This is a genomic window from Luteimonas sp. Soil_N_1 (assembly GCF_057656255.1).
Genome location: NZ_JBDGKS010000001.1, coordinates 18,572 through 38,869, shown reverse-complemented (window position 1 = coordinate 38,869; position 20,298 = coordinate 18,572). Strand labels below are relative to the sequence as shown.

22 protein-coding genes are annotated in these 20,298 nt (G+C 67.7%); 15 read left to right on the top strand and 7 right to left on the bottom strand.

The window, feature by feature from the left end; translation table 11 throughout:
* Positions 1-14: 14 nt before the first annotated feature.
* The 6 genes from AC3A4E_RS00210 to AC3A4E_RS00185 are packed head-to-tail and all read left to right on the top strand — an operon-like array spanning position 15 to position 4,698.
* Positions 15-803 (top strand): hypothetical protein, encoded by a 789-nt coding sequence (locus tag AC3A4E_RS00210; RefSeq protein ID WP_487629573.1) that lies wholly within the window; start codon positions 15-17, stop codon positions 801-803.
* A gap of 5 nt (positions 804-808) precedes the next feature.
* A complete protein-coding gene (locus AC3A4E_RS00205) occupies positions 809-1,435 on the top strand; it encodes a hypothetical protein (protein ID WP_487629572.1) in 627 nt (208 codons plus the stop codon).
* Between the two features lie 21 nt (positions 1,436-1,456).
* Positions 1,457-2,122: a FliH/SctL family protein gene (locus AC3A4E_RS00200; protein WP_487629571.1), complete on the top strand. Its 666-nt coding sequence runs from the start codon at positions 1,457-1,459 to the stop codon at positions 2,120-2,122.
* Positions 2,119-3,477 carry a FliI/YscN family ATPase gene (locus AC3A4E_RS00195; RefSeq protein ID WP_487629570.1) on the top strand — a complete coding sequence of 453 codons (1,359 nt, stop codon included), beginning with the start codon at positions 2,119-2,121 and terminating at the stop codon, positions 3,475-3,477. Before AC3A4E_RS00200 ends, AC3A4E_RS00195 begins: the two co-directional genes overlap by 4 nt.
* A complete protein-coding gene (locus tag AC3A4E_RS00190; protein WP_487629569.1) occupies positions 3,474-3,956 on the top strand; it encodes a hypothetical protein in 483 nt (160 codons plus the stop codon). Before AC3A4E_RS00195 ends, AC3A4E_RS00190 begins: the two co-directional genes overlap by 4 nt.
* A gap of 22 nt (positions 3,957-3,978) precedes the next feature.
* A complete protein-coding gene (locus AC3A4E_RS00185; RefSeq protein WP_487629568.1) occupies positions 3,979-4,698 on the top strand; it encodes a hypothetical protein in 720 nt (239 codons plus the stop codon).
* 38 nt (positions 4,699-4,736) lie between these two features.
* On the opposite strand, the gene AC3A4E_RS00180 is transcribed toward AC3A4E_RS00185, so the two are convergent.
* A complete protein-coding gene (locus AC3A4E_RS00180; protein WP_487629567.1) occupies positions 4,737-5,387 on the bottom strand; it encodes a GNAT family N-acetyltransferase in 651 nt (216 codons plus the stop codon).
* A 222-nt stretch (positions 5,388-5,609) separates the two neighbouring features.
* Between AC3A4E_RS00180 and AC3A4E_RS00175 the strand changes: the two genes are divergently transcribed.
* The 7 genes from AC3A4E_RS00175 to AC3A4E_RS00145 all read left to right on the top strand — a co-directional run bounded on the left by AC3A4E_RS00175 (position 5,610) and on the right by AC3A4E_RS00145 (position 9,319).
* Entirely contained in the window at positions 5,610-5,837 is a 228-nt protein-coding gene (locus AC3A4E_RS00175) for a hypothetical protein (protein WP_487629566.1), read from the top strand.
* 3 nt (positions 5,838-5,840) lie between these two features.
* Positions 5,841-6,149 (top strand): hypothetical protein, encoded by a 309-nt coding sequence (locus tag AC3A4E_RS00170; protein WP_487629565.1) that lies wholly within the window; start codon positions 5,841-5,843, stop codon positions 6,147-6,149.
* Positions 6,150-6,327: 178 nt separating this feature from the next.
* Positions 6,328-6,804: a hypothetical protein gene (locus tag AC3A4E_RS00165; protein WP_487629564.1), complete on the top strand. Its 477-nt coding sequence runs from the start codon at positions 6,328-6,330 to the stop codon at positions 6,802-6,804.
* Positions 6,805-6,942: 138 nt separating this feature from the next.
* Positions 6,943-7,263, top strand: a complete 321-nt coding sequence (locus AC3A4E_RS00160; RefSeq protein ID WP_487629563.1) for a hypothetical protein — start codon at positions 6,943-6,945, stop codon at positions 7,261-7,263.
* Positions 7,264-7,432: 169 nt separating this feature from the next.
* Entirely contained in the window at positions 7,433-7,804 is a 372-nt protein-coding gene (locus tag AC3A4E_RS00155; RefSeq protein WP_487629562.1) for a hypothetical protein, read from the top strand.
* A 121-nt stretch (positions 7,805-7,925) separates the two neighbouring features.
* On the top strand, positions 7,926-8,516 hold the full coding sequence (locus AC3A4E_RS00150) for a hypothetical protein (RefSeq protein WP_487629561.1): 591 nt from the start codon (positions 7,926-7,928) through the stop codon (positions 8,514-8,516).
* 158 nt (positions 8,517-8,674) lie between these two features.
* The gene (locus AC3A4E_RS00145) at positions 8,675-9,319 is read left to right on the top strand and encodes a DUF6683 family protein (RefSeq protein WP_487629560.1); all 645 of its coding nucleotides are present in this window, start codon (positions 8,675-8,677) and stop codon (positions 9,317-9,319) included.
* A 46-nt stretch (positions 9,320-9,365) separates the two neighbouring features.
* Here AC3A4E_RS00145 and AC3A4E_RS00140 read toward each other — a convergent pair whose 3' ends face one another.
* Positions 9,366-10,865, bottom strand: coding sequence for a hypothetical protein (locus AC3A4E_RS00140; RefSeq protein WP_487629559.1), 1,500 nt, complete (start codon positions 10,863-10,865; stop codon positions 9,366-9,368).
* 278 nt (positions 10,866-11,143) lie between these two features.
* Positions 11,144-12,070 carry a 5'-nucleotidase, lipoprotein e(P4) family gene (locus AC3A4E_RS00135; protein ID WP_487629558.1) on the bottom strand — a complete coding sequence of 309 codons (927 nt, stop codon included), beginning with the start codon at positions 12,068-12,070 and terminating at the stop codon, positions 11,144-11,146.
* A gap of 115 nt (positions 12,071-12,185) precedes the next feature.
* Between AC3A4E_RS00135 and AC3A4E_RS00130 the strand changes: the two genes are divergently transcribed.
* Positions 12,186-12,830 (top strand): YceH family protein, encoded by a 645-nt coding sequence (locus AC3A4E_RS00130; RefSeq protein WP_487629557.1) that lies wholly within the window; start codon positions 12,186-12,188, stop codon positions 12,828-12,830.
* Between the two features lie 6 nt (positions 12,831-12,836).
* Here the strand turns inward: AC3A4E_RS00130 and AC3A4E_RS00125 are convergent, their stop codons facing one another.
* From AC3A4E_RS00125 to AC3A4E_RS00115, 3 genes are all read right to left on the bottom strand, one after another.
* On the bottom strand, positions 12,837-14,813 hold the full coding sequence (locus tag AC3A4E_RS00125; RefSeq protein ID WP_487629556.1) for a UvrD-helicase domain-containing protein: 1,977 nt from the start codon (positions 14,811-14,813) through the stop codon (positions 12,837-12,839).
* A 78-nt stretch (positions 14,814-14,891) separates the two neighbouring features.
* Positions 14,892-15,533 (bottom strand): methyltransferase domain-containing protein, encoded by a 642-nt coding sequence (locus AC3A4E_RS00120; protein ID WP_487629555.1) that lies wholly within the window; start codon positions 15,531-15,533, stop codon positions 14,892-14,894.
* Between the two features lie 96 nt (positions 15,534-15,629).
* Complete coding sequence (locus AC3A4E_RS00115) at positions 15,630-16,682, bottom strand: hypothetical protein (protein WP_487629554.1); 1,053 nt, start codon at positions 16,680-16,682, stop codon at positions 15,630-15,632.
* 152 nt (positions 16,683-16,834) lie between these two features.
* Here AC3A4E_RS00115 and AC3A4E_RS00110 point away from each other — a divergent pair, with 152 nt between their 5' ends.
* Positions 16,835-17,458, top strand: coding sequence for a thymidine kinase (locus tag AC3A4E_RS00110; RefSeq protein ID WP_487629553.1), 624 nt, complete (start codon positions 16,835-16,837; stop codon positions 17,456-17,458).
* 12 nt (positions 17,459-17,470) lie between these two features.
* Here AC3A4E_RS00110 and AC3A4E_RS00105 read toward each other — a convergent pair whose 3' ends face one another.
* Entirely contained in the window at positions 17,471-20,290 is a 2,820-nt protein-coding gene (locus AC3A4E_RS00105) for a protein kinase domain-containing protein (RefSeq protein ID WP_487629552.1), read from the bottom strand.
* Positions 20,291-20,298: the final 8 nt, after the last annotated feature.

Genomic DNA, 20,298 nt, shown 5'->3' with positions numbered 1-20,298 from the left:
GCGAGGTGACCGGCATGCCCGTTTCGAACGGATCCGCATCCACTCGATGGTCCGCCTGGCTGGGCGTGCTGCTCGCCTGCCTGTTGCTGGCAGGCTGCGGTGGCACGGCGCTCTACAGCGCCGTCGACGAGCGTCAGGCCAACGAGATGATGGGCGCGCTTATCGGCTCGGGCATCCAGGCGCAGAAGAAGCCGTCGGCCAGCAAGGTGGGCTGGGATGTCGTGGTATCGGAAAGCGACATCCCCCAGGCCATGGCCGTCCTCGGTGCACGGGGACTGCCGCGGCAGAACTTCCAGAACCTGGGCGACATCTTCAAGAAGGAAGGCTTCGCGTCGTCGTCCACCGACGAACGCGGACGTTATCTGCATGCGCTGCAGCAGGAGATCAGCCAGACGCTGTCCATGCTGCCCGGCGTGGCCCAGGCGCGCGTGCATCTGGCGCTGCCCGAGCGGGATCCACTCGGCGGGTCGACCGGCAAGACGTCGGCGGCGGTGTGGATCTTCGAGCAGCCCGGCGGCAACGTGCGCGACCGCGAGGCCGACATCAAGATCGTGGTCAAGGATGGCGTCGAGGGTCTGACCGACATCAACCAGGTCTCGGTGAAGTTCGTCACGATGCCCGCGCCGCCGGAAGTGGCGCAGGGTGGTGCGGCCACGGTCGCCCTGTCGGCCATGAGCCCGGTCGCAATCGGCATCGCCGCACTGGTGGTGATGCTGGTGGGCATCGCGCTCGCGTTCGGCAGTCGCCTGCGGCGTCGTCCGGCTGCTGCCGAGAAGCCCGCGCCCAAGCTCTGGCAGGGCTGAGTCCCATGTCCCTGCAGGCCCTGCTTGCAGACGTGCATCCCCGCTGGCACGACGCCGACGGGGATGCCATGGATGCAGCGCTGCTGCAGCAGGCGTGCGGGAGCCAATTGGGCAGGCGTCTGCTGGCTGGCGGGTTGGCGGAGGGTCCGGCCAAGACCCTGCTCGCGCCGTCGCCCGGTGCTGGCGCGGCCACCCTCCTGTCGCGCTGGAGCCGTCCGCGCATCGACGCCCTGCATCGGGACCTCGGGGTGCTCGCCTATGCGCCGGCGATCCGCGCCGAAGTGAACCGGGCGACGGTCAAGCATCTCAAGCATCTGCTTGCCAACGCGTATCTGCTGGCGCTGGACCGCACGGTTTGGGACGCGCGGGTCGATCCCGCACTCCAGAGCGCGCTGGGCCTCACGCTGGCGCCGCTGCTGGCCGGGGACGAGGCGTCACGGATCGCACTGTTCGCGGCCCTCGAACTTCAGGGGCGTGCGGAACTCCAGGCCTGGGCGCTGCAGCGCGAACCCGCGCTGGCCGAGTGGGCCCGGCTGATGCACGCGCCCGGGACACTGCCCAACGCCCATCTCCCCGAAAAACCGGTCCTCGTCGTGCTCACGCATCATCAGAACCGCGCCGTCGCCGCCTGAGCCTTGCGCACCGGAGTCCACATGTCCCAGACCATCTCTTCGCCCGTGCCCCGAACGCCCGCCCGCGCGGCCGCGGTGTACGAGCAGCGCCAGTTTCACCGGGGCGTTGCATCTCCGATCGTGCGGGCCAGCGAATGGCAGTCGCTAGCCGAACTCGACACGTTGCTGGCGCAGGTCAACGCGCTGCACGCCCAGGCGCAGGATGAAGTGCAGAAGGCACGCGAGCAGGGTTACGCGGAGGGCTTCGCCGAAGGCCTGGAACGCGTGAAGCAGCAGATGACCGAACAGCTCGCTTCACTCAACGAACGGCGTGCCCGGGTGCTGGGCGATGCCGCGGGCAGGATCGGTGATCTCGCCTGTGCCATCGTCACGAAGATCGCGCCCGGTTTCGATGCATCGCAGGTGGTGCCCTCGCTGGTGATGCGTGCGGTGGAGTCGGCGCAGGCCGAACAGTTCCTGATGATTCGTGTGCATCCCGATGCACGCGAAAGTGTTGCGCAGGGCCTGGGTGCCGTTCGCCAGGCGCATCCGGGCGTCGGTGTGATCGAGCTGGTCGACGACGAGAGCCTGGAGCCCCTGAGCTGCATCGTGGTGTCGGAAGCCGGCGAAGTGCGGGCCGGCGTGAGCCAGCAGATCGAAGCGATCCGCGCCGCTCTGGCGCAGGCGAGCGCGGCGGCGTCCCCATGAGCCCCGATTCCGCCCTGCAGCTGCTCGACGGTCTCGGCGCCAGTGCGGTCGCGAGTGATCCGCTGCTGCACGCACTCGGCAACGTCCAGACCATCGAGCGTGTCGGCCGCGTCAGCGAGGCCTACGGCACGTTGATCAAGGCCACCGGCCTGCGGGCCGCGATCGGCGAGCTCTGCTATCTGCGGAATCCGGGCGATCCGGATTTCGAACTCGCCGCCGAGGTGGTCGGGGTGTCGCGCCAGCACACCCTGCTGACACCGCTCGGTCCACTGGACGGCATCGCCTCGACCACTGAGGTCTATGCGACCGGCAAGCAGGCGTCGGTGCCGGTCGGCGATGGTCTGCTCGGACGCGTGCTCGACGCACACGGCGCACCGATCGACGGCAAGGGCGCACTCGGCGCCACGACGGATGGCCCCATCTATGCGCCGTCCCCGAATCCGCTGTCCCGCACATTGATCGAACGTCCATTCACCACTGGCGTACGCGCGATCGACGCGGTCATGACTGCGGGCGAAGGCCAGCGCATCGGCATCTTCGCAGTCGCCGGTGGCGGCAAGAGCACGCTGCTGGGCATGCTGGCGCGCGGTGGCGACGCCGACGTCAACGTGATCGTGCTGGTCGGCGAACGCGGCCGCGAGGTCAACGAATTCATCCGCGACAATCTCGGCGCCGCAGGTCTCGCGAAGTCGGTCGTGGTGGTGGCGACATCCGACCGGCCGGCACTCGAGCGCAGCCGCGCGGCCTGGGTCGGCACCGCGATCGCCGAACATTTCCGCGACCAGGGCAAGCGCGTGCTGTTGCTGGTCGATTCGGTCACGCGCTTCGCGCGCGCGCTGCGCGATGTCGGTCTCGCGATCGGCGAGCCGCCCGCCCGCCGTGGCTTTCCGCCTTCGGTGTTCAGTGAGATGCCCAAGCTGTTCGAACGCGCCGGCAACAACGACAAGGGGTCGATCACGGCCTTCTACACCGTGCTCGCCGAAGACGAGGATGGTGGCGACCCGATCGTCGAGGAAGTGCGCTCGATCCTCGACGGCCACATCGTGCTGTCGCGCAAGCTCGCCGCCGCGTATCACTATCCGGCGATCGACGTGCTCACCAGCCTCAGTCGCACGATGCCGCGCGTGGTCGACAAGACCCACCTGCGTGCGGCAGGCCAGCTGCGCAAGTATCTGGCGAAGCACCAGGACATCGAACTGCTGCTGCAGCTCGGCGAGTACAAGCGCGGCACGGATCCCGATGCCGACATCGCGATCGAGAAGATCGGCCCGATCCGGGCATTGCTGCAGCAATCCGAACACGAGCTCGTGCCGTTCGACACATCGTCCAGCGCGCTGCGGAAGCTGTTCGGATGAAACGGTATCCGCTCCAGACGCTGCTGCAGTTGCGCGAGCACCGCACCGAGACCGCGCGTCTGGCGGTTCTCGAGAAGCAGCGCGCGCTGCAGCACTGCATCGAAGCCTGTGCCCGGGTGCAGGACGAACTGACCGGCCTGGAGCGCGACCGCCACGGACATCGCGCCCGCCTGCTCGATCCCCCGCCGTCCGGCGTGCCGTGGCCGGCCGCACTGACACAGCGCGAAGCGCACATCGACCTGCTCGGCGAGCAGATCGTCGGGGCGAACCAGCGGTTGTCGAAGGCGCAGGAGGCCGTACGTCAGGCGGAAGCGGCGGTGCAGGACGCGCGCGATGCGTTCTTCCGCGCCAAGGGCCGGCAGGACGCGCTGGAGAAGCGGCGCGACATGTGGAAGCGCGAGCAGCGCGGGCTGTTCGAACGACAGGAAGAAGCGATCAACGAAGACCTGATGCAGGCCCGCTACATGGCCCGGAAGTAAGGTCGGAGACGAGGAGACCACGATGAGCGTACAGCGCAACGATTCCGCATCCCGGCCACCGGATCAGGCCGCCCGCAACCGGCAGGTGGACCGCGAGGCGAAGGCGGACACCAAGGAAGCGCCGCCGCGCGAGCGTGTCGACCAGTTCCGCTCGATGCTGCAGCAGGCGCGTGGTGACCTGACGGGTCTGCAGGGCGAGTCGGGTCTAGAGGGACCTCTGCAGGGCGAAGGCGAACTGCAGGAGGGCGAGATGGCGGACATGGCCAGCCACCAGGAAGCCTTCAAGGCGCGCCAGTCACTCTCGGATGTCGTGGATGCCCGCACGTTCCGCCAGCAGCACGATAGCGGTTCGGGCATGCAGCAGCCGCAGGGCATGGAATCTGCGGCGATGCTGCAGGCACAGATGGCGCTGCGTGACGGCGCGCCCGCAGCGGCACCGGCAGCTGCGGCCTCCAACGCGGGCCAGCTGTTCGACATGATGCAGAAGCATGTGCGGCAGATGGCCGTGCACGACGCCCGCGACCCCGGCGGCGATGGCCAGGTGCTGCTGCGCATGGCGGATGCCACGCTGCCCGGCACCGATCTGATGTTGCGCAAGAGTGCGGATGGCTGGGTGCTGCGCGCCGACAGTCGTTCGCGCGAGAGTTTTGATGCGATCCGCGAGGCGGGTCCGCAGTTGGCCAAACGTTTCGCCGAGCAGAATCTCGGCACGCTGACGATCGAGCCGCACTACCACGGCTGACGTGCGCGCCGATGCGTCCTGCGACCATCGGTGCGCGATCATCCGCTCGCCTCGCCTCCGCCCGCTCGCCGCGGGCGCAGGCCCTGCCAGTCCTCGCGTGCCAGACGGAACCGCAGCGCGGGATGACCGAACTGGCTGCCTGTTGCCTGCGCCGTAAATCCGAGGCGCAGCAACAGCGGAGGCACCGATCGGTTGTCCGGCGCGCACTGCGCGATCAGCGCCGGCAGGCCCAGCGTTCCGAACGCGTGATCGCACAATGCGGCGCCTCCCTCGATCGCATAGCCGCGCCCCCACGCCGACGGCAACAGACGCACGCCGATCGCGATGTCGTCCGCCGTCCCGCTCGGCGTCAGCGAGAACAGGCCGATGAATCGGCCTGCCCGGTCGCAGGTATGCCAGAGCCCGGATCCGGGTCGCTCCCGGTAGAGCTTGTTGGCCCAGACCACCAGTCCCATGGCGTCCTCGAGCGTTTGGATCGGGTCGTCGAGCAGCATGCGGGTGACGCGTTCTTCGCGGCCGAGTCGCAACAGGTCCAGCGTGTGCCGGAACGCGAATCCGTGCAGGCGCATGCGTCGCGTGCGCAAGTACTCGTCGCCCGGATAGTCGCGGCCCGCCGGTAGATCGGCCGTGGAAAACGGACTCAACCCAGGGAAGGCATGCGGTGTACCGGCGCTCTCGGTCTTGGCCATCCCGCATTTATAGCGCGCTGTCGGGACGCGCGTGCCATCACGTACGGGGTGTGATCTAGGGCCGACCCTAGGATGGGGTACGACCTAGCTGTCCGGTCTGCGTGTCCGGCGGAGACTACGCCTGCAGTCGCGCCGGCGTGGTTGGAATCAGGACCCATCGGACGCGCATCGATTCAACAGGTTCCATCTTCCATTTCAACCTCTGAGAAACAGGAGCATCACATGTCCAGCGATATCTTCTCCAGCATCGGCTCCCTGATCGGCACCGCACTTGGCGGCCCGCTCGGCAGCCTGGTCGGCAACTTCCTTGGCGACCTTGTCGGCCAGTTGTTCAACTCGGCGATCGACGGTCTGTTCTCGTCGCTCGGCCTGCCGCAGTCCGCACAGGATGCGGTGAGCGAAGGCTTCAAGGGTGGCTTCAACTTCAACTTCAATCTCGGCGGCAAGTAAGCGATGCAGCACGACCAGCAGGCACAGCGTCAGGCCTGGATCGAGGGGCTCGCGCAGCTCCGCGAACAGGGCGCGATCGACGCGGACGAGGAGAACACGCTCATCCGGCACATGGACGAGCGTCTCGAACTGGTGCAGCAGGAGCTCAAGGCGCTGGTGCCCGAGTACGAGCGCCGCGCCGAAGCAGACGGCAGGGATGCCGCCGATGCCTGGCTGGGTGCGTGTGCGCGTGAGATGGGGGAGCGCGAAGGCGCCGATGCCCGTCGTATCGTGGAGTCGTTGGCGTCCGTGCAGAACGCGCCGGCGGCCTGACATCCGTTCCGACTGTCGTATCCGGGCCCGCAGGTGTCTTCGATGCCTGCGGGTTTTTGATGTCGGCGCGGCTTGCCGACGCGGCGACTGCACGCTGTCCGAACATCCCGCCATCGAAGATGGTGCCAGTTCCCATCGCGGTACGGTCACGTACCGTCTTCAACCGCAGGAGTGATCCATGTCCGCCGACCCGTCTCCGTCCACGCCCTATGAAATGCGCGCAGCGCTTCTGCAGCGTTTCGAAGCGATCCTCAGTGAGCAACGCGGGCTGGACGCGGGTGACCGCGACAGCATGATGGCCCGCCTGCACGAAGCGCTCGACAATCCCGACACGTTGAATGCGCCGCTCGACCCGTCGCGCATCCAGGCCAGCGTTTCCGAAACGATCGGACTTCTGCAGCAGCATGGGCTGATGGATCAGGCGGGCAGCCAGAATGCGAACCAGGCGTTCGAACGCACATTTGCCGTTCTGCAGAACGACTCGGTACGCAAGGCCATGGAGTTCGCACGCATTTCCCGCGAGCGCGGTGAAGCGCAGGCGCGCGAGTGGCTCGCCAGTCAGACCCGGGCCGATGCCAAAGTGGAAAGCGGTGGACCGGATGCGGTGCCGGCCCACGTCGCAGCTGCGATCGGCGTCACGCCTCTGCGGCGCTGAATACGTCGACTTAGGGTACGCCCTAGTTGTTGACCTCGGCAGCTCGGCACACGATGGACCCATGAAGCCGGAACCCGCGATGCATGCGCGAACGGCCACCAGATCCGAAATCCACGTTAGACACTGAGGAGAACCACGATGAGCGATATCAACTTCAATTTCTCCGCCAGCATTGCGCAGTCCGGCATCCGCGGGCTGGGTGAAAGCTCGAGCGAAGGTGGCGAGAGCTGGCTGGTGGCGTTGGCCAAGGGCATGGGCGCCATGCTGGGCGACGTTGCCGAGAAGATGCAGGCAGCCGTCAAGAAGATGGAAGGCGCCGAGAAGGAATCGAAGGCCTTCATGGAAGCGCAGACCGAGTTCCAGGCGCAGTCGCAGATGTTCAGCATGCTCTCGAACACCGTGGCGACCGCGATCAAGTCCATCGGTGAAGGTCTGACGGCCAACGCCCGCAAGACCTGATCGATCCGCGAAGCGGAGAAAGGAAACGGCCCTTCGGGGCCGTTTTCCGTTGCGCGATGGACCGGCCGTTGCACACGAAATTCCGGCCCCGGTTTTCACCCATCCATAATCCTTGGCGGCACGCACCGCACTACCATCGGCTCGTGTTCGCACTATCCAGGAGTGTGTCATGTGGACTGATCCAGACGACCAGATATGCCGTCGCCTGCGTGTGGCATGTGCCGCGCTGGGCCTGCTGATACCCACTCTCGCAGTTGCGCAATGGGATGGTGCCGCGTCGCAGCAGCTTGGCATGGGACACGGGTTTACCGCGCTGTCGCAGTCGACGATGCGCAACGCCATGAATGCCCAGAAAGACGATGCGGAGGCGGAGGCCGATCCCGGTGATTACGCGGGCAGCGGTATGACGCGTGACGCCCGTTTGTCGTCCTTGCAGGCGGAGTACCGCAGGCGCGTCGAGACTGATGGTCAGGACAGTGCGGACGCATGGGCTTTCGAAATGGGACGTCGTGATGCGCGCAAGATTGCCGTCGCGGACTGAGTGGAGGCCGGGCGCGTTGCACGGACGCGTGCCGGACTGGGTGCCGCGGGTGTGCATCGCGATGTTGCTCGTGATGCCGGCCGCATGCTCATCGGAGCGCGTGCCGTCCGGATCCGCCAGCGTGGTGGATACGGACGACACGCAGGATGCCGCCTTCCAGAAAGCGTATGACGCAGGCTTCGCCAGTTCGCGTGATACCCCGGACGATGCATCCGCGGTCGAGGACGAGGCGGCAGAGCGCGCGGCATTCGATCGTGCGTTCGTCAGTGGTTTTTCGTCGCTCAGTGCACTCGACGTGCCGGATCTTGCAGGCTTCGTCGAGGGCAGCGCGGACCGGACGCTGACGCGGACCGCAGATCGACTCGGCCTGACGCCGTCGACGCTGCCCGCCTCCAACGCGCTGCTGATGATTGCCGGGTGGGAAGCGGTCCACGACCGTGACATTCCTGCCGACGAGGCGGCCGCGATCCATGTGCAGGTGCAGGACAGCCTGCGCCGCAATCCGCCTGCGGCCTACATGAGCAATGCGCAGGAGTGGCGGCTGGCGCGTTCCTATTCGCTGCTCGCAGCGGTGCTCTTCGATGCGCGTGCGCAGCGCGAGGGCGACGCGCGGGAGATGACGCAGTTGCGGGACATCGTGCTTGCGGACTTCAAGCGCCAGACCGGCATGGATCTGGCCGCCATCGATGTCGGGCGTGCGGGCTTCGAGTGATCCCCGCGAGGCGCGCGTTGTCTGATGCAACCCGATGCACGTTGAACCCCATCCTCATCCGGAAGATCGAATCCATGAAGACCATCACGATGCATGCAAACAACGATCCGGGCGTCAGGACACGACGCACCTGGCGCGTCCGCTGGTGGATCGGTGCGGTGGTCGCCGCCGTGCTGATCGCCGGGCAGGCGGTCGCTGCGGATGGCGACGCCGCGGTGAATCGCGCCTTGCAGCAGGCGACCTCGCGTCCGGCGCCCGCCAGTGTGTCTGACGCCGCCGTCGAGACACTCGCATTTGCTCGGGATCCGGCGGTGAGCGCCCGCGTCCAGCAGGAAACGATCCGCGCGTTCGGGCGCAATTCCCAGCAGATTGCAGACCTCGAAAAGGTCATCGGGTCCGGCGACATGCTGCGCGAGTTCGACACCATCCTGCGCCGCTACGGGTACGACCCCTCGAACCTGGGCGATGTCCTCGCTGCACATCTGCTGATCTCGTGGGAAGTCGTCAACGATCGGGATTCCCGCCAGTCGCCAGCCGGGCAACGTGCCGTGCGGCGGCAACTGATCGGGCCCCTCGCGGCGGTCCCCGAGATCGCGGCGATGAGCGATGCGGCCAAGCAGGCGCAGGCGGAGCGGACCGCGTACCTGACGATGGTCTCGGCGCTGACGTACCAGACGATGAAGCGCGAGGGCAATCGTCAGGGGCTGACCGCGCTGGCCGCCGGGGTGCGGCAGGGGTTGCAGGGCAATGGTGTGGATCTGCAGCGCATCACCCTCGGCGATGGCGGGCTCGTCGCGCGCTGACATGACATCGAGCCGGGCCGAGCGCCCGGCTCGACACCTGCGGGGATCAGCGTCGTATCGGATCGGCAGGTGGGCGTGCGGCGCGCATGAGCTTCCGGCCCAGCCACCATGCGCCGGCCGCTGCCAGCAAACCCGAGAATGTGAATCCACCCGTCCAGCGACGCAGCGCAGGCGCTGCAGGCAACTCGCTGACGCTCAGCAGGTAGCTGACCAGCACCAGCCCCAGACAGCCGTAGGCCACGATCGCCAGGATCCAGTACAGCCACTGGAACGCGCGCGCCACTTCGCGTGGGGTGTCGTCGTCATGCGGTCGCACCAGGTGCGTGCGCCCCTGCGCCATGGCGAGCATCCACTGCCCCATCTGTTGCGCGCCCACCCGCATGCGTTCGCGTCGGCGCAGTCCAGGTCCCTCGGCGGTATAGACCCCTGTGCCGGTGAGTTCGGCCCGGGCGGGACTTCCGGCGTCGAGCGCGGCATTGCCCGCAAGCGGGTTGCCGGTCGCCTGCGGATTGCCCGCAAGCTGCTGCGCCACCGGCGCCTGTGCGGCAGTCGTCGCCAGCGGCACGGCCGCAAGCAGTGCGGCACCCTGCGGTGCACTGGGAACACTGGGCTGCGTAGGGGGCAGTGCCTGCTGGGGCACGGCGGCGCGATCGGAGGCCGTGGTGCCAGGCGGGGCGAATGCGGCATCCGCACGCGAAGGCTGCGCCTGCTGCAGAGGTGGCGCCGGGAGTTGCTGCGGTGTCAGGGCCGCTGTCTGCGGCTGGGCCTGCGTCGCCGGAGGCTGTGATCCCTGGGCGGTCGTCGTCTGCGTCGGAAGCGATGCTGGCTGAGGCAGGGTCGACGCCTGCAGTGACGCCTGTGGGGTCTGCATCGGACCGGTCGGCAGCTGCGCCGAAGCGGTCTGGGCCGCAATCAGGACAGATCCGGTCTGCGGCGCCGGCGAGACGCCCCCGGACAACGCCTGCGTCACGGCCTGCCCGACGTTGGCGGCGCTGCTGACGACATTGCCCGGCAGCGTGCCCGGGCCCGGTGTGACGCCCGGTGCGGACGGGACATTCGAGCCGCTGGCCTGGCCGGGTGCGAGGCCGGGCGGCCCCTGGGCAGGGCCGCCGCCCAGCAGGTTGCGCAGGCCGGTCGTCACGGAGCCGAGCACATTGCCGAGGTTGCCCAGCAGCCCGCTGTTGGACAGGGGCGCTGACGCCTGGGGGCCTGCGCCCGTGAAAGGCGCCGGGGGCAGCGATGGCGTCGGGATGGACACGTTGCCCGCTGGACCGGAAAGGCTGATGCCATTGCCATTGGCGATGCCGTTGGACGATGCCGGCGTTTGCCCGTAGTGGCCGCTCTGGACCGGCGTCGAAGGCCCGGGGGCTGCACCGGGACCAGTGCCCGTTCCCATGATGCTGCGGGCCATGCTGGTCGGCATGCCCGTCATGAGATCGCTGTAGGTCGACGTCAATGCCTGACGGAGCCCGCCGACACCGCCGCCCAGCTGGCTGAGCACCTGGGCCGGCGAAGGCAAGCCGAGTTTGTCGAGAAGGAAGGACACCGTTGCCTCGGGGGATGGCAGGCGGGAACGACGACAGGACAGGACCGTCCACCTCTATGAGGTGACCTTGAGGGTAGGCGCCTGCAGCGCGGTGCACACCCTAGGGTCGACCCTGGATTGCGCCGTTCTGCGACCTGGGTCCCAGCATAAAAAAAGGGAGACTTTCGTCTCCCTTCAAGCCGGCAATGCCGGAGGACTGTGTTGTGGCGGACGCAGGCTACCGCGTCCGAAAACCTGATGCAATACTTGAAATGATGCATTTCAAGTGATTGATTCGATTAGTTCGCCAGTTCCAGCGCGTTGCGCTTCGACTCGCGACGGGCGCCCGCGGGCTGGTCCCAGGCGTTGTTGAACTGGGCCGGCTCCCAGCCGCCGTAGCTCGGATTGGCCAGCATCCACCAGCGCTCGCCGAACCAGTCGCCGTAGGTGTCGAGCAGCTCGCCGCGGGCCTCGGGCGTATTGGCGAGGATGTCGACGAAGTCGCCCAACTGGTCGCCGAACTGCATCAACACGCGGTAGTCGCGGCCGGCCAGGCGGCGGCGGCAGGTCTTCTCGGTACCGTTCTGCTCGCAGTTCTCCACGAACGTGCCCAGCCCGAGGAACACGCTGTCGTCCTTCACCGGCAGGCCTTCAGCGCGCAGGTTTGCGAGCGTCGCCTCCTGCAGATGCTGGGCCCGGTTGGACAGATACAGGATGGTCACGCCCTTGGCCTCGGCCGCCTTGGCGAACTCAAGCACGCCCGGCACCGGCTTGGCTTTCTTTTCGGCGACCCACTGCGCCCAAGTGACTTCGTCGTACTCCAGGCCGTTCTGGATCAGGCGCGCCTGGTAGGGGGAGTTGTCGAGCACGGTCTCGTCGATGTCCATGATCACCGCCGGCGGCAGCGCCGTGGCGTCGCCGATCAGCTCACGCTCTTCGGGCACCAGCGCATCCCAGTTCTTCTCGGCCAGCGCATCGTCGAGATGATCGGCGGCGGCGCGGAAGATCGACAGGCTGTTGGCGCGGTACTCCTCCGAGCGCTGGATCCACAGCACCGCGTTGAGGTTGTCGCTGGGATCGGTGGCGGCCGGCGCCTGGGTGGCCGAGGTGGTCGGCGCCGCTTCTGCAGCGTCGTCGGCAGGTGCGGTCGCAGGCGTCGTCGGCTTGCAGGCGGCCAGCAGCAGCGCGCTGGCGAGAAGGGTGAGGGCGGGTGCGGTCAGGCGCATGGGCGGGTCCGTCGTCATCGTGTGAACACGCGAGTTTAACGGCCGTGCTCGCTGCGAACATGACAGGCCGGCATGCGGGGCGCATCCTGTCGCCCCCTTCGAGGCTGGAAATCCCATGGACGAGCAGGCCCGCTGGCCCCGACTCACCCTGATCGAGGCGCGCGTGCTCGGCTGCCTGGTGGAGAAGCAGGCAACCACGCCCGATGTCTATCCGCTGACCGTCAACGCCGCGCAATCGGCGGCGAACCAGAAGACCGCGCGTGATCCGGTGATGTCGGCCTCGTTCGGCGACGTGCAGCACGCGCTTCGGCAACTGGAAGGCCACCGGTTCGCGCGGCAGTCGTTCTCCTCGCGCGCCGAGCGGCACGAGCACGTACTGGGTACGGCGCTGGATGTCCCGCAGCCGCAGGTCGTGTTGCTCGCGCTGTTGATGTTGCGCGGCGCGCAGACCCTCGCCGAACTGGTGACGCGCAGCGAGCGCATGCATGCCTTCGCCGATGCCGACGATGCGCGCCATCATCTCGAACGTCTGGCCGGCAAGGGTCTGGCCGTGCGCATTCCGCCGTCGGCCGGGCGCCGCGAGGATCGCTATGCCCATCTGCTGAGCGGGCCGGTCGATGTGGCCGCCATCGCCGCGGCGGCTCCTGCGCGCGAATCCGCGGGCGATGCGGGTCTGGCGGCGCGCGTCGACGCGCTCGAGGCCGAAGTCGCCGCGTTGCGCGAGGCGCTCGACACCCTGACGGCGCGTCTGCCCGGCTGAGCGGAATCAGCTGTCGAGCAGCGCGCGGATCGCGGCGAACCCGTGGTCGGCGCGTTCGCGCTTGCGGGCGGCGTCGGCGCCCGGATCGGCGCCGTCACGCTGGACTTCGGCGGCGGGCAGCTCCTCGAAGAACCGGCTCGGCGTGAGCCGCAGCTTCTGGCCCCAGCGCTGGGTCTCGCGCGGGTGGCTCAGCCATAGCTGCTCTTTCGCGCGGGTGATACCCACGTAGAGCAGGCGTCGCTCTTCGTCGATGCGGCCCTCGTCGATGCTCGATTCGTGCGGCAGGGTGTTGTCGTCCATGCCGATGATGAAGACGTAGCGGAACTCCAGCCCCTTGGCCGCGTGCATGCTCATCAGCCGCACCTGGTTGCCGGGGTCGCCCTTGTCGGCGTGGCTCAGCAGCGCGAGCTGCGAGGCCAGTTCACCGGGCCCGGCGCCACGCGCGCCTTCGAACCAGTCGGCCAGCTCGTTGAGGTTGCCCGAGCGGATGCGGAACAGCTCGTCGCTCTTGCACTGGGCCTTGAGCATCGCGATCAACCCGGAGCGCTCGTTGAGTTCGCGCACCAGCTCGCCGGCCGGCAACCGGCGCGCGTCTTCGCGCAGCCCGCGTAACACGTCGCCGAACTCGCTGAGCGCATTCGCCGCGCGCGGCGGCAACTGCTTGAGCAGGCCCATCGATTCGATTGCACGCGACATCGGCATGTCGGCTGCGCGCGCCAGTTCCGACAATCGCGCCAGCGAGGTCTGGCCGACGCCGCGCGCCGGCGACTGCACTGCGCGCAGGAACGCGGAATCGTCGTCGGGATTGGCCAGCATGCGCAGCCAGGACATCGCGTCCTTGACCTCGCCGCGATCGAGGAACGCCGTGCCGCCGCTCAGGTGATACGGCACGCGCAGCAGCTGCAGCGCTTTTTCCAGCGGACGCGAGAGATGGTTGCTGCGGAACAGGATGCAGAACTCGCTCCATTCCACCTGGCGCGAGGACTGCAGGAACTGGATCTCGCCGGCCACCTTCTCGGCCTCGTGCGCGCTGTCGCGGCACTCCCAGATGCGTATGCGTTCGCCGTCGGCCTGCGCGCTCCACAACGTCTTGGGATGCTCGTGCGGATTGTTGGCGATGAGCGCGTTCGCAGCGCGCAACACGCGATTGCTGCACCGATAGTTCTGTTCGAGCTTGACGATGCGCAAGTCCGGATAGTCCTCGCCCAGCGCCGTCAGGTTCTCCGGATTCGCGCCGCGCCATGCGTAGATGCTCTGGTCGTCGTCGCCCACGCAGGTGAAGTTGCCCTTCGGCCCGGCGATCGCCTTGAGCAGGCGGTATTGCGCGTCGTTGGTGTCCTGGCACTCGTCGACCAGCAGATAGCCGATCCGCTCGCGCCACGCATCGCGCGCATCGTCGTCGGATTCGAGCAACTGCACCGGTAGGCGGATCAGATCGTCGAAGTCCACCGCGTTGAAAGCGGTCAGGCGTTCCTGGTAGCGCGCATACAGCGCGGCCGCCTCGAACTCGCGCGCGCTGATCGCCACCGCGTGCGCCTGCTCCGGCGACAGGCCGGCATTCTTCGCCTTCGACACCAGGCTCTGCAGCAACTGGATCATGTCCGGCTTGACGCCCGGCAGCAGATCCTTGATCTGCGAGGCGCTGTCGTCGGCGTCGAAGATCGAGAACCCGCGTCGCAGCCCGAGCTTGGCGTGGTCGATCTGCAGCATCTTCAGGCCGAGCGCATGGAAGGTGCAGATCGTCAGCCCGTCCGCCGCATCGCCGCGGATGCGCTTGGCGATACGCTCGCGCATCTCCTTGGCCGACTTGTTGGTGAACGTGATCGCCGCGATCCGCTTGGCCGGGTAGCGGCCCGACTGGATCAGGTGCGCGATCTTCTCGACGATCACACGCGTCTTGCCGCTGCCCGCGCCGGCGAGCACCAGCAACGGACCTTCGATGTGGCCGAGGGCCGCAGCTTGTTGGGGGTTGAGACCGTGCATCCGAAACGAGTTCTGACAGCGGCGCATAGTGTAGCGAGCGCGCCCTGTGCGGCGACCGTCTCGCTATCGGTGACGCAGTCAACTGCGCTGGTTGAGATCCTGCCCGGCGTGGGTCGGCCGGGTGTTGCCGAGGCGGCTGCGCAGCATGCGTCTGGACAGTCGCAGGATCAGGCTCCGTGCCAGCCGGTGGCGCCACCCGGCTGCGGCCACTCGGAACACGCCGACGGTATCCCCCCAGGCGGCGCTGTCAGGATCCGCATCCGGCGTCCAGTCGGTGGTGATTTCCAGGCTTTCGACGCCACCCCAGCGGGCCAGTGCGTCGAAGCCGTCCGGATAGAACCGCCAGCAGTCGACGGGATAGCGGTGTTCCGGGCCCCGCGAAGGCGCCATGAGAAAAATCAGTCCACCGGGCTTGACCACCCGGATCATCTCAAGCCAACTGATCCAGAAGAAATCCATGTGTTCGATGGCCTGTCCGGAAATCAGTACATCGAATTGTCCGGTGGAGAACGGCAGGCGATATGGAGAGTCCAGCACGACATCCACGTTCGGACCTGCCTCGAGATCGACACCCACGTAGGCCCAGCCTGGTGCGTCGAGCACCTGCCGGTAGCTGCCATTGATGTCATAGCTCCCGATGTCGACAACGCTCAACGTCCGGGCCCGGTCGAGATAGCGGGCCACCACGTCGGCGGCGTGGCGCATGGAGCTGTCGTGCATGTCGGCCCTTTGAGGATGAACGTAGGCGGCGCTGTGCCGTAAAGCGAAGAGGCCGCGCGTGCGCGGCCTCTTCGGGAGAACGTTGAAGCAGTGGGGTCAGCGGCCAGGAATCCGGCAGCAGTTGGCATCCACGGTGTAACCAAGCACTCCGCCAAGCAGCGACCCTGCGAATCGGCAGTTCCAGCCGACCGGCCTGTTGCCGTCGAGGACAGCGCCCGAGCCGGACACGGTCAACCCGAGGAGCGTGGAGCAGGCACCACCGGTAGCGGCGTAGCCAGCCGGACAATTGGCGCTGACGTTGTTGATGTTGAGATTGAGCAGGGTGCCTGTCTGGCGCTGCACCAGGCAGTCGAGTGCGGTCGCGACCGGCTCCATGTAGTAACCGGAAACATCGACTACGACATGCGTCGCCGATGTCGAGAAGACCGAGAACTGGGTCGGACAACCCGGGCGGCACAGCTTGAGGACCGATTGGTTACCCAGGTCGGAGCCGACGAAGTTGATGGTGGCGGCATTGGGCCGCGCCTCTCCAGAAGGGAACGCGGTGAGATAGCCCACGCGGTCCACGGTATCCACCGCTACGACATTGGCGACGATGGCCGACGCGTTCTCCGGAATGCCGCAGTTGTTGGAGGTGCCGCCCTGGGTCAGGAAGTCGGTCGCGGTCCAGCCGACGAAGCTGCGTGTGCTACCCGCGGTCAGCGCACCGCCATTGGCCCGCGTATCCACGATGCGGCAGGGGGGCAGCGGCGTGAACACCAGATCGTTCTCGGTCGATCCGATCTGCAGAGGACGGTTGTCGGTGCGGTTGGCCGCGGAGCTGCCGCCGAACAGCGCGCCGGTCATGCCGTCGAAGCTCGTGGCCTGTGCGGCGCGGCGCAGGTTGCCCAGATCGGCGGCACTGAAGGTGCCCATCATGTGGTCGAGCCATTCGGCGGACGAGATGCCGTACCTGGCTTGGATGTCACTGCTCCACTTGTTGGAGATCTGGGCCGCGTACTGCGCCTGCTCGACGACATTCCGCTTGTTGGCATCCCGCGGCGTGCCTGCGGCGAACAGCGAAGTGGAGGCTGCGGTAAGCAATGCGACTGCAATAACTTTCTTCATGCGACTCGCCCTCTCGTGCTGGATGGAGTTCACCTTGGGCATCGCGTGCAGCTCGGTTCGCGAATCTCCGCCGCTCTGAAGCGTTGTCTGGCTGGAATTTGCCCCTTCGAGGCATGCAACCATGCGGTCGTAGACGCGGCTATGAGAATTTTCCGAAAGGCCTGCCGAACCCGGCGGCGCACTACAATCGCGGCATGGCCAAGCTGTACTTCTACTACTCGGCGATGAACGCCGGAAAGACCACCACGCTGCTGCAGAGCGCGCACAACTATCGCGAGCGCGGCATGCGGGTCGCGTTGTTGACGCCGCGGCTCGACCACCGCGCAGGCGTCGGGCGGGTGGCGTCGCGGATCGGGCTGTCGGCCGATGCGATCGCGTTCGATCGCAACGATGATCTGCTCGAACGCATCCGCGCGCTGATCGACGGCGACGGCAGCCTGCATTGCGTGCTGATCGACGAGGCCCAGTTCCTGTCGCAGGCACAGGTTTGGCAGCTGTCGGAAGTCGTCGACGCGCTGCGGATTCCGGTGCTGTGCTATGGCCTGCGCACCGACTTCCGCGGCGAATTGTTCGAAGGCAGCCAGCATCTGCTGGCGTGGGCCGACGAGCTGACCGAGATCAAGACGATCTGCCACACCGGCAAGAAGGCGACGATGACCGTGCGCGTCGACGAGCAGGGCTACGCCGTGCAGGACGGCCCGCAGGTCGAAATCGGCGGCAACGAGCGTTACGTGTCGGTGAGCCGCGCGGAGTTCAAGCGGATCGTGCGCGGCGAGGGGCGGATCGAGCCGGTGCAGCCACCGCTGCCGCTGGTCTGATCCGGGCGCACGTCAACGACGCGCGAGCAACGCGCCGCAGCGTTTGCGGGCAGCCTCGATGTCGCGGCTGATCGCGCCGCCTTCCGGCTGCGCGGCGCGGACCTGGGTGGCGAGCACCGCGAGGTCGTTGCGGGCACGCGTGGCGCCCGGCGCCGCGCAGCGCAGGGCGGCGGCATGGGCACGCGCGACCCAGGCGATCTTGCGCAGTTCGCTGTCGTCGGGCGGCGTGCGTGCGAGGCGGTCCAGTCCAGCGAGCGCGTCGATGTTGCCGGCGTCGGCCGCTATGCGATCGCGCGACAGCGCCGCGCGCAATGCGTTGGGATGTTGCGCACCATAGGCTTCGGCGGTGACGGTGGCAGCGTCTTCGAGATGGCGGGTGCCGGCGCCCGGTTCGAGCGCCGCTTCCACCTCGCCGAGCATCCGCAACGTGTCGCCGACCAGCCCGTGCCGCGCGCCGAAACGCGCTTGGCGCAGCGCGAGGGATTCGAGCAGCAACGGTTGCGCTTCGGCATCCCGGCCGACGGCGTGCAGCACCATCGCGTGGTTGAACAGGCCGTCGGCGAGCATCGCGTTGGGGCTGGTCTGGCGCCAGATGTCGACGGTGCGCGCCAGCGATTCCAGCGCCGCGTCGTCGTCGCCGCGCTCCCAGGCCACGATGCCGAGACTGTTGTGGATGCGGGCGACATCGGCATGGCGGGCGCCGAGCCGTGCGACGGTCCAGACCAGCGCATCGCGGAACTCCGCCTCGGCTTCGGCGAAGCGGCCCTGATCGACATGCAGGGCGGCCAGTTGCCGGCGCGCGTCGAGTGTGGACGGATGGCGCGCGCCATGCAGATCGAGCGCGAGCGACAGCGCCTCGCGGCAGCTCTCTTCGGCCGGCCGCGTGCGGCCATCCGCGCGCAGCAATGCACATCGCGTGCGCAGCAGCTCCACCGCGAGCGGATGTCGTGGATCGAGACGCTGGCGCAAGCGCGTGAGGGCAACATCGGTGTCGGCCAGTGCCTCGGCGATCTCGCCGGCGGCGCTGTGCAGCGAGGCGAGATCGGCAAGGCTTTCGATCGTGCCGGCTTCATCCGGCACCGCGCTGTCGCGACGCAATGCCAGCGCGCGTCGGAACAGCAGACGCGCACTGTCGGGCTCGCCTATGTCGCGCCGGCCGCGGCCCAGCTGCGTGTACAGCTCGGCGGCCTGCCGCGGCAGCAGCTGTTCGCGCTGCAGGGCCAGTGCCTGCAGCGGCTGCATCGATGCGATCGCGTCGCGTGGCCGGCCGAGCAGCCGCAGCGTGCGCCCATGGTCGCTGGCCGATTGCAGACGCAGGCTCGGCGGCGCATCGGCCATGCCGCCGACCACTGCCGACTGGCGTTCCAGCAGCGCCAACGCCTGGTCGTAATCGCCGAGCCCCAGCCGCAAGCGTGCGATCACGCCGTAGAGTTCGGCGCGTGCCACCGGCTGGTGCGCAAGTTCCGCATCGCCGCGTTGCACACCGGCTTCGAGCAGCTGGCGGATGTCGAGTGGCGCGCCGCCGGTCGCAGCGCCCGCCTGTTCGAACAGGCCGACGACGAAATCCTGCATCGCCTGCGCGCGCGCCGATTCCTCGATCGCCTGGTTGGCCTGCCAGGTCACCGCGACCATCGACGCAACGAGCGTGAGCGCCACCAGCGCCGCGCTCGACACCGCCCAGCGATGCCGCCGCAGGTATTTACCCACGCGATACGACAGCCGTTGCGGGCGCGCGAGGATCGGCTTGCCGTCGCTCCAGCGCCGCAGGTCGAGCGCGAAGGCCTCGACCGACGCGTAACGATCGGCAGGTTCTTTCTCGAGCGCGCGCAGCACGATGGTGTCGAGGTCGCCAGCGATCGTGCGGGCCATGCGCCTGCGCTGCGTCGGCTCCACGCCATCGTCGATGCCGCGCAGCAGCGTCTGCGATGGTCGGGGCGGATCGGCATCGAGAATCGCCTGTTCCCACTGCGCATCGCTGGTGCGCACGGGTTGATAGGGTTTGCGCCCCGAGAGCAGTTCGTAGAGGACGACGCCCAGCGAATACACATCGGTCATCGTCGTGACCGGCTCGCCACGGATCTGTTCGGGCGCGGCGTAGTGCAGCGTGAAAGCGCGCATGCCGGTGCGCGTGTGTTCCGGCGCCTGACCGGACGTGTCGAGCAGTTTGGCGATGCCGAAATCCAGCAGCCGCACATCGTCGAGCGCGGTGACGAGGATGTTCGAGGGCTTGAGGTCGCGGTGCACGATCAGGTTCGTGTGCGCGTGGCTGACGGCGTCGCAGACCTGCAGGAACAGGCGGATGCGGTCCGCGACGCTCGGCTGGTGCCGCTTGCACCAGTCGGTGACCGGCTCGCCGTCGATGTAGTCCAGCGCGAGATACGGCTGCTGGTCGGTGCTGATGCCGGCATCGAGCAGGCGCGCGATATGCGGATGTTCCAGCCGCGCGAGGATCTGCCGCTCACGGGTGAAGCGCAGGCGCAGGTCGGGATCGGCCAGTCCCGGTCGCAGCAGCTTCAGCGCGACGCGACGTTCGTACAGACCGTCCGCGCGACGTGCGAGCCACACCTGGCCCATGCCGCCTTCGCCGAGCAGACGTTCGAGTTCGTAGGGGCCGATGTGTCGGCCGGGGAGCATGCCCGACAGCGCGGCGACGATCGGTTCGGCGAGGAAATCTTCGCGTTCGGCGTCCAGTGTGAGCAGCGCTTCGAGCTCGGCGGCGAAGTCGGGATCGTCCGCGCGGAACGTGGCCAATGCTGCAGCCCGCGCATCGTTATCGAGTTCGAGCAACGCATCGAGGGCCGGGGACAGCCGCTTCCAGCGCGCGCTGTCCATGCGCGGGG

Excerpts from the sequence above, each read along its gene's own strand:
- AC3A4E_RS00165 (WP_487629564.1), top strand. The coding sequence starts at position 6,328 with ATGTCCGCCGACCCGTCTCCGTCCACGCCCTATGAAATGCGCGCAGCG.
- AC3A4E_RS00185 (WP_487629568.1), top strand. The coding sequence starts at position 3,979 with ATGAGCGTACAGCGCAACGATTCCGCATCCCGGCCACCGGATCAGGCC.
- AC3A4E_RS00110 (WP_487629553.1), top strand. The coding sequence starts at position 16,835 with ATGGCCAAGCTGTACTTCTACTACTCGGCGATGAACGCCGGAAAGACC.
- AC3A4E_RS00180 (WP_487629567.1), bottom strand. The coding sequence starts at position 5,387 with ATGGCCAAGACCGAGAGCGCCGGTACACCGCATGCCTTCCCTGGGTTG.
- AC3A4E_RS00205 (WP_487629572.1), top strand. The coding sequence starts at position 809 with ATGTCCCTGCAGGCCCTGCTTGCAGACGTGCATCCCCGCTGGCACGAC.
- AC3A4E_RS00125 (WP_487629556.1), bottom strand. The coding sequence starts at position 14,813 with ATGCACGGTCTCAACCCCCAACAAGCTGCGGCCCTCGGCCACATCGAA.
- AC3A4E_RS00160 (WP_487629563.1), top strand. The coding sequence starts at position 6,943 with ATGAGCGATATCAACTTCAATTTCTCCGCCAGCATTGCGCAGTCCGGC.
- AC3A4E_RS00190 (WP_487629569.1), top strand. The coding sequence starts at position 3,474 with ATGAAACGGTATCCGCTCCAGACGCTGCTGCAGTTGCGCGAGCACCGC.
- AC3A4E_RS00210 (WP_487629573.1), top strand. The coding sequence starts at position 15 with ATGCCCGTTTCGAACGGATCCGCATCCACTCGATGGTCCGCCTGGCTG.
- AC3A4E_RS00120 (WP_487629555.1), bottom strand. The coding sequence starts at position 15,533 with ATGCACGACAGCTCCATGCGCCACGCCGCCGACGTGGTGGCCCGCTAT.
- AC3A4E_RS00135 (WP_487629558.1), bottom strand. The coding sequence starts at position 12,070 with ATGCGCCTGACCGCACCCGCCCTCACCCTTCTCGCCAGCGCGCTGCTG.
- AC3A4E_RS00175 (WP_487629566.1), top strand. The coding sequence starts at position 5,610 with ATGTCCAGCGATATCTTCTCCAGCATCGGCTCCCTGATCGGCACCGCA.
- AC3A4E_RS00170 (WP_487629565.1), top strand. The coding sequence starts at position 5,841 with ATGCAGCACGACCAGCAGGCACAGCGTCAGGCCTGGATCGAGGGGCTC.
- AC3A4E_RS00130 (WP_487629557.1), top strand. The coding sequence starts at position 12,186 with ATGGACGAGCAGGCCCGCTGGCCCCGACTCACCCTGATCGAGGCGCGC.
- AC3A4E_RS00115 (WP_487629554.1), bottom strand. The coding sequence starts at position 16,682 with ATGCCCAAGGTGAACTCCATCCAGCACGAGAGGGCGAGTCGCATGAAG.
- AC3A4E_RS00200 (WP_487629571.1), top strand. The coding sequence starts at position 1,457 with ATGTCCCAGACCATCTCTTCGCCCGTGCCCCGAACGCCCGCCCGCGCG.
- AC3A4E_RS00195 (WP_487629570.1), top strand. The coding sequence starts at position 2,119 with ATGAGCCCCGATTCCGCCCTGCAGCTGCTCGACGGTCTCGGCGCCAGT.
- AC3A4E_RS00105 (WP_487629552.1), bottom strand. The coding sequence starts at position 20,290 with ATGGACAGCGCGCGCTGGAAGCGGCTGTCCCCGGCCCTCGATGCGTTG.
- AC3A4E_RS00155 (WP_487629562.1), top strand. The coding sequence starts at position 7,433 with ATGTGGACTGATCCAGACGACCAGATATGCCGTCGCCTGCGTGTGGCA.